Raw genomic sequence first — 8,320 nt, forward strand, 5'->3', positions numbered from 1 at the left:
ATACTGCATCATGGGACACTGCAGCATAGGGCATTGCATCATCGGGCAACCCATCATTGGCATATCCATTTCGTACATTTCCATATCATCTAAATCCATATCTGACATGTAGTCTTCCGGATGATGTTTTCTTTTATCTAACATCATATTACCTCCCACATATTAATACCAATAATATATATATATTCAATGGAGGTAAAATATGATACCAGACCATTTTTTATATGCAAAAAGTCCCTCCCACATAAATGGAACGGACTTTAATGGCAAGCACCGATTATTTATTCTGCATCTTTAACTTTTTCATATTCCTCAAGTATTGCAGATTGTATCTTTTCTCTTGTTGCAGAATTTATAGGATGGGCTATATCCTTAAATTCTCCGTCAGGTGTCTTTCTGCTGGGCATAGCAATAAATAGTCCTTCCTGTCCTTCGATAACTTTTATATCATGCACTACAAATTCATTATCAAAAGTAACAGATACAACAGCCTTCATCTTGCCTTCGGCGTTTACCTTCCTAATCCTTACATCAGTTATATTCATACTGCTCACCACCTTCCCGTCCAAATGCTTGTCAATTAATAGATAAAATATTCGCCATATTTTCAATTTTTCCTTCTTTTTGCTTGGAATTTTCTGAAAATAGGTATACTTATAAACTAAACATCATATCTTTATAGATATTGATCGTTCCCTTCTGCTCTTCTACTTCATCTACTTCTAATAGAGAAATATAATTACTAATAAGCTTCTCTTTAGGCTCTACAGTCTTCATTAAGAAACCTATACCTACAACATCTACTTTTATCTCCTTCATCAAGCCTATAATTCCTTTAGCAGTGCCTCCAGCTTTCATAAAGTCATCGATTATCAGTACCTTCTTGCCTTCAGGTATTGCTCTTTTGGATATAAACATGGTCTGTATCCTCTTGGTAGAGCCTGAAAGATAATTTACACTTACTGTAGAACCTTCAGTAACACGATTCTCTCTTCTTATTATAACTAAAGGTATATTTAAGGCTCTGGCAGTCATATGAGCCAAAGTTATCCCTTTTGTTTCAATTGTTACCACATACTCAGCACCGCTATTCATAAAATATGTAGCAAATATCTCCCCTACTTTTGATGACACATTAGGGTCATAAATTATATCAGAGGCATAGATGTAATTCCCAGGAATGATTCGCTTAGGATCCCTCAGTTTTTCACATAATTCATCGAGAAATCGTATAGCATCAGTCTTACTGATATAAGGCCTGTATTTAACTCCACCCGTAGCACCGGATATGGTCTCTATCTGTCCTAAGGATATTTGTTCAACTATTTTCCTTGCAGAAGCAATATCTTCACTGATGGTAGATTTTGCTGCACTGAACAATTCACTAAAATAGTTGAGACTAAATAAATGATTAGGGTTATCGCTTAATATCTTTATAAGGCCTGCAACTCTTTCATTCCTTTTAAACTTTTCCATGTGCTTCCTCCTCTAAAATACGAATATTATTTCCATTATTCTCTTTTTTATTCATTTCTATTTTTATTACGGAAATCCTTCTTAAAATAATATAAATATTTTTTTGCATTTTTATTGTATAATTTAAAATACAGTCAAATTATTAAGGCTATAATAGTACTATAGTTAATATATTTTTAATATAAAAGGTTTCCATTGGAATTATATTGCTTTTAGGGAGTGTAAATCATGTTTTTATCAGATAGTATTAAAACCATACATTTCGTTGGCATCGGTGGCATAAGCATGAGCGGTCTGGCAGAGATAATGCTTAGTAGAGGCTATAGTATACAGGGCTCTGATATGCAAGATAGCCCAATAATTAGAAAACTAAAATCCCACGGAATAAATATCAAAATATCACATAATGCAGAGAATGTTCATGGAGCTGATTTGGTAGTCTATACCTCAGCAGTAAAAGATGACAATCCGGAAATACTTGAGGCAAAGAAATTAGGCATCCCCTTAATAGACAGAGCCGCCTTTCTGGGTGGTATAATGAAGGAATATTCTTATGGTATTGCTGTTGCAGGCTGCCATGGAAAAACCACAAGCACTTCGATGATATCCATCATCTTCAAGAATGCTGGTTTAGATCCCACTATACTTCTAGGAGGAGAACTGGATTCTATCGGAGGAAATGTGAGAATAGGTGATAGTCCATATTTTATAACAGAAGCCTGCGAATATATGGAGAACTTTTTAAAATTTTATCCTTTCTACGGCATAATACTTAACATAGATGAAGATCACCTGGATTACTTCAAAGATATTGAACATATAAAGAACACATTTATAAAGTTTATTAAATTAATCCCCAAGGAAGGTTGTCTGGCCGTTTGTGCTGATGATAGCAATACGATGGAAGTTATACCTCACGCCAACTGTAATGTGGTAACCTTCGGCATTGAAAATGAAACAGATTATATGGCAAAGGATATTGGATTTGACGAATTTGGACACCCTTTCTTCAGAGTCGTGAAAAAAGGAAAGGATATGGGTGTATTCAGACTGCAAATACCAGGACTTCATAATGTTCTAAATGCCTTATCAGCTTTTGCTGTAGCTGACTTTTTTGATATATCTGCAGATGTGGTTCGTGAAAGCCTAATGGAGTTCAAAGGAACCCATAGGCGGTTTGATATACTGGGAACGGTAAAGGATATTACTGTAGTTGATGATTATGCCCACCACCCCACGGAAATAGGGGTAACACTGAATGCCGCCAGGAAATTCCCCCATAATAAGCTTTGGTGTATATTCCAGCCCCACACCTATACAAGGACAAAGCTGCTCTTTAAGGAATTTGCATCTTCTTTTAAAGAGGCTGACCATGTAATAATAACAGATATATATGCAGCCAGAGAAAAGGATACAGGGGAAGTTCATTCAAGAGATTTGGCTGAAGAAGCCAATAGGATTAGCAATAATGTAATATATATGAAAGAATTTGACGATATAGCAGATTATGTGGTCAAGAATGTAAATCCCGGCGATATAGTGATGACTGTCGGTGCAGGAAGCATAACAAAGCTTGGGCCAATGATTTTGGAGAAGTTGAAGCGCTAAGACAGCATCTTTTTGCTCTCATGCTTACATACAGTTACTTTTACATAGTCAATCTAAGTAATATATAATATAGCATAAAATATTTGCTTTGGTAACCCTACGGGTCACAGGTGACATTCTAATGCTCACCTGTCTGCATATTAGATATGTACTTCAGATATAAGAGTTCGCTTTGGCATTTCTATAGCTTGAACTCACAAAAAGCCTAACGGCATCCAAAGGACATCCTTGTCCAGGATGCCTAGGCTGGCCTCCGTGCCAGCCTTACGGTTTTTTTGTTCGTTCTTCGCTAAGAACTGCTAACAAAGCTCACAACATATCTTCAGCACATATCTAATATGCAGTTACAATAGCGTTCCCCTATACTATTGATTTTGTTGTACCTAAAAAAGCTACAGTAACTAAAGAATAAGCATATGTGCAGTTCACAAAGAAATTGATTTTTGTAACTCTTAAGCTCATGCCCTAATAAAAATTCGTTTCAAATAAACTCTTTAACCGGTTTTAGCATACCTTTCAAAACGATGTATTCGATATCCTGTGCATTTTTTATGTCTTCCAAAGGATTAGAATTCAGCACGAGAAAATCTGCAATTTTCCCAGTTTCTATTTTTCCAAAATCATCAGCAATATTAAGAAATTTTACCGGATTAATAGTAGCACATTGCAATGCTTCCAGATTTGAAAATCCACAATTGACAAGTTCCTGCATCTCTTCATGTACACTGCAACCGTAAAATATCTTAAATTGATCCCCTAACATGCTACAATGAGAATCAGTGCCAACCATTATGGGTACTTTTAAAACATGTATTTTACTTAACAATTTCATCTTTTGTTCATACATATAATCAAAAAATGGTATAAGATTAAACTTCTTCAATTCTTTCGTGAAATCTTCCATAAAATCTATCAGTTCCTGTGATATATATTTATAAAACTCTGGTTTTGAATCTATGAGTTCTGAAGTTGCTGCTTTCATAATCCTCATAGTAGGAGTATAATATACATCATTCTCAATTGAAGCTTTCATAATCTCTTCAAACTTATTTTCATCAAAAGTCTCGGCGGCTTCTTTCTCATTAAGCTCTGCTAACATATTATTCTCTGCAGTTACATATCTTTCTCTCAAAACATCTTCAGAAGATGAGGAACCTAGAAATATTCCGGAAAGATGTTCTAGACTTCTCTGTCCAAGCCTTATGGCTTCCATTATGCTGACATCATAAGGCACATGCCCTACAACAGGAAGCTTAAATTTTTTTGCATGTTTAAGTAACTTACAATATTTATCATAGGGTACCTTATAATGAACCTTGATATAATCAGAACCAGATTCATATAATTCTTTCACTACAGATAATACATCATCTGTTTCTGCTATATTAATTCTACTATCAATACCTGGAATTGTTTTATCATCCAAAATAGGGCCTGTTACATAAACATTCATTGGTAAGGAATTTTCTTTTAGTTTTGCTCGTAAACTCTCTATTTCCTTAAAGGAAGAACCCATATCTCTTATCCCTAGTACACCGTTGGCCAGCAAATGGGGAATTGCCAAATCCGCGTTGCATAATATATGAATATGCATATCCCATAAAGCTGGAATAATAAATTTATCAGTGCAATCTACTATCATATATTTTGTATCATCCTGCAAACAAACAGAATCTTGAATATCAATAATTCTGTCGCTGTAAACAATTATATTTTTGTTATAGTGGATATAACCACTATATAAATCAATGATGTTTGCACTTTTTAATAATAGAGGTCTATCATCATATCTCTGATATTTCATCTAATACCTCCTTCCTTCCATTGTCACATCAACATTGACATAACAACTATTAAAACTGCTACCAGCGCATCACCCACAACAAGACCAGTCGCCGCATTATTATAAAACTCAGCCTTTGAGTTTCCTAGGCTTTTTTCTACTATCCCCCTAATGACGCCACCAACAGCAACACTTGATACAACCGCAGGTGAGAGATACAAAGTAATAGCTAATGCACCAGCAGGCAAACCTATAAAAGACATAACAACTCCTATTAAACTACCTAATATAAATCTTCCAGCATGAAAAACATTAGTTGCTCCAGCAGTTCCTGATAAGCCTGATGCAACTGCGTAATACATTTTTCCTATAGGATAGGACATATATTCAGAGGTTGTTCCATAAGTTTTTAATAAACCATAAAAGAAAATTGTTCCAATAATTATTCCAGGTATGATTCCTATTATTTGGCACCACACTTGTTTTATAGGAGAAGCATCCAGCATATAACCTGTTTTTAAATCCATCATTGTATTTTGAGCTAACAATGTTATGGCTCCAGACATGAAAGATATAAGTATGGCTATTATTGGATCTTTAATAATTGAGTATACTACTATTATCTGGAATATAGTAAAGGCCAAAGCAGCACTGAGCCCTGATTCTGCTTGCACCCTAACTGCTATCAATGCAGTAGCCATTCCTAAAACAAGGAAAAATAACATATAAAGTGGGTTAACATCATAAACAGCTTTATAAAAAACCAATATTCCTATACTACAAACAACCATGCACAAAATAAGAGATCTACTTGATATAAACTTTGACTCTTCCCCTAAACCATTACCACCTATCTTGAATGCTTCAAAAAAGGCTTTTCTCTGCCTTAAAAGCGGTATAACAGAGGCAAAAAGGGACATGCCTATCATTATAGGTATATTAAAATTTTGCATAGCTGAATAATCAACTTGCGGATTAGTATACCAACCTAAATTTGTTCCAATAGGTGCAAGTATGATATTTGAAATCAAAGATCCTGCTAATAGGATTATGCTAATCTTAAATCCTAATATATAACCCATTCCCAGCATCATTGGCATCATCAATATTCCCATAACCATACCCTTTGGCAAGAATTTAGTGAAATCAAATACAACTGGAATTATACCTACAACATTTTGTAGAAATACAACTACTAAACCTATAAATGTAAAAAGAAATAGTAATTTTGCGTCCCTACCAGTAAGTTTACCAGCGTTATCGATAGCAGTTTTGCACATTACCGATTGCGGAAAAAGCAAATTAGGATCTTCAACCATTTGTTTTCTTATCAATGTTACAAAGCATATACCGATCATATTAGCCAAAAACAAAGGAATTATAATTGAATACCAATTGTATTCATAACCCAATAATATAGCAGAAATATAATTTACAGCCAATCCTGAACAACTAAGAGCAACAGCTGAAGCAGTAGTCTGCATAATGTTGATTTCCTTCTTGTTTGTAGCACCTCCTACAAGAGGAATCAAAATCACCCCCAAAACAGAAGCTACAGGAGATACATTTAGATCCATTCCTGCTACAGCAGCCAGGTATATAAGAAGTGCCATCATAATTATTCCTACTATTATTCCCCATAGAACTGCGCGAAAGGTAAACTCTTTCTGATTCTCAAAAGTGCTTCCATCCTTAGAGAAACTACTCATCATCAATACACCTCCTGATTTTTGTAAAAAAAATTAGCTTATAAAAAAAACTGAACCGGTTCGGTTTTATTATAAGCCAATTTATGGTTTAAATCAATATTTTTCTTTATCCCCATATTATTCTTTTTTAAACTTAATTGACCATAACTTTTATTATATATATACTATAATCGGATAAAATCCATTTGCTAAAGTCAAATAATATATAATGGAGTGAGTAATCTGTGCCAAAAGATAACTTTTTTAAGCTGGATCAAGAGAAAAGGGATAGAATCATCAATGCTGCCTATGATGAATTTATAACATATAAAAGTAATTATAAAAAAGCTAGTATAAAAAGAATAGTCAAAGAAGCTGATATCTCCATTGGTAGTTTCTATGAGTATTTCGATGATAAAGATGATTTGTTCTTGTTCTTAATCAATAATATTGCTGATAAAAAGCAAAAGTATGTTTTCAATGAAAAAGACAACATTAAAGATATCTTCCTAAAGATATTAAAAATTTCTGAAGATAATTCCATTCTGGATGATAGAGAAAAAGAATTATTAGATGTGCTGTCAAGTAATGATAACGATGATCTAATAAAAAAATTCTATTTTGACTATGCATTAGCTAACTTTATGGAATTAAATCTTAACAGATTAAAAAGAGACATGAATAAAGGATTACTTAATGAAAGTATTGATATAGAATTTGCTTCATATTTACTTACCACTGCAGAATACAACATAATTAAATATTGGTACTATAAAGGCATCACTGATAATACTGAAAGATTAGAAATTGCTCATAAATTTATTAATATGATATTTAAAGGTATATATAAACAATGAAACATATAAACAAGGCTTCTACTTGGAAGCCTTGAAACTTATTTTTTAAATCTAAACTGAATGATTATAGAAAGCTTCTGCAGCTTCAAACATTGTATTAGCAGGTGCCTCAACTCCTGTCCATATCTCAAAGGCTTCTGCACCCTGGAAAATCAGCATACCGAGGCCTGACATAATCTTGCAGCCTAATTTTTCAGCTACTAAAAGCAACTTTGTTTTCCTAGGATTATATACAACATCACATACAGCAAGATTACTGTGCAATAAATCTTTGTCTATGGGAATATCATCAACATCAGGATGTGTTCCTACACTGGTGGTATTTATCAGGATATCCGCTTCTGATATAGCTTCCGCCATTCTTTCATTGTTCATGGGAACCACTTGGCTGATTTGTCCGCATCTTTTATTTATATCAGCTACCAATGCTTCTGCTTTTTCAAATGTTCTGTTGCAGATGTATATTTTTCTTGCTCTATTCATTGCCAAAGTCATAGAAATAGCCCTTGAAGCACCGCCGCTTCCAAGAATAAATATATTTTTGCCATCAGGTTTTATATTCAGATGTTCTTCCAAAGAACGTAAAAAACCTATGCCATCCGTATTGTATCCTTTCATCTTTCCGTCTTTTATTGCTACCGTATTAACTGCTCCTATAAACTTTGCCAAATCGTCTGTCTCATCAAGATACTTCATAATTTCTATTTTATAAGGAATTGTCACATTAAAACCTGCAAAATTCATCTTAGGTATAGCTTTCACAACTGTTTCCAGATCCTGAGGTTTAACTTCCAAAGCAATATAAACAATATTTATATTCTTACTTTCAAAGGCTGCATTCTGCATAACAGGTGAAATGCTATGTCCCAATGGATAGCCCAGCAATCCTATGTACTTTGTTTTTGAAT

Annotated in this window: 7 protein-coding genes; 2 read left to right on the forward strand and 5 right to left on the reverse strand. The window is 34.0% G+C overall.

All coding sequences use genetic code 11. From position 1 onward, the window contains the following. Nucleotides 1-281: 281 nt before the first annotated feature. The gene (spoVG, locus tag ACESM9_RS03085; RefSeq protein ID WP_372995173.1) at nucleotides 282-545 is read right to left on the reverse strand and encodes a septation regulator SpoVG; all 264 of its coding nucleotides are present in this window, start codon (nucleotides 543-545) and stop codon (nucleotides 282-284) included. Between the two features lie 109 nt (nucleotides 546-654). Further along, a complete protein-coding gene (gene purR, locus ACESM9_RS03090) occupies nucleotides 655-1,476 on the reverse strand; it encodes a pur operon repressor (protein WP_372995175.1) in 822 nt (273 codons plus the stop codon). Nucleotides 1,477-1,704: 228 nt separating this feature from the next. Here purR and murC point away from each other — a divergent pair, with 228 nt between their 5' ends. Beyond that, on the forward strand, nucleotides 1,705-3,084 hold the full coding sequence (gene murC, locus ACESM9_RS03095) for a UDP-N-acetylmuramate--L-alanine ligase (RefSeq protein ID WP_372995177.1): 1,380 nt from the start codon (nucleotides 1,705-1,707) through the stop codon (nucleotides 3,082-3,084). Nucleotides 3,085-3,565: 481 nt separating this feature from the next. Here the strand turns inward: murC and ACESM9_RS03100 are convergent, their stop codons facing one another. Together ACESM9_RS03100 and ACESM9_RS03105 are read right to left on the reverse strand one after the other, a co-directional pair. Next, nucleotides 3,566-4,888 (reverse strand): amidohydrolase family protein, encoded by a 1,323-nt coding sequence (locus ACESM9_RS03100; RefSeq protein WP_372995179.1) that lies wholly within the window; start codon nucleotides 4,886-4,888, stop codon nucleotides 3,566-3,568. A gap of 23 nt (nucleotides 4,889-4,911) precedes the next feature. Next, nucleotides 4,912-6,579, reverse strand: a complete 1,668-nt coding sequence (locus ACESM9_RS03105) for an OPT/YSL family transporter (protein WP_372995181.1) — start codon at nucleotides 6,577-6,579, stop codon at nucleotides 4,912-4,914. A gap of 221 nt (nucleotides 6,580-6,800) precedes the next feature. Between ACESM9_RS03105 and ACESM9_RS03110 the strand changes: the two genes are divergently transcribed. Further along, nucleotides 6,801-7,412 (forward strand): TetR/AcrR family transcriptional regulator, encoded by a 612-nt coding sequence (locus ACESM9_RS03110; protein ID WP_372995183.1) that lies wholly within the window; start codon nucleotides 6,801-6,803, stop codon nucleotides 7,410-7,412. 51 nt (nucleotides 7,413-7,463) lie between these two features. On the opposite strand, the gene aroE is transcribed toward ACESM9_RS03110, so the two are convergent. Next, nucleotides 7,464-8,320 (reverse strand): shikimate dehydrogenase (gene aroE, locus ACESM9_RS03115; RefSeq protein ID WP_372995185.1); only part of this gene is annotated, 857 nt, incomplete at its 5' end.

It is taken from the genome of Lutispora sp. (assembly GCF_041687175.1).
GTDB lineage: Bacteria > Bacillota > Clostridia > Lutisporales > Lutisporaceae > Lutispora.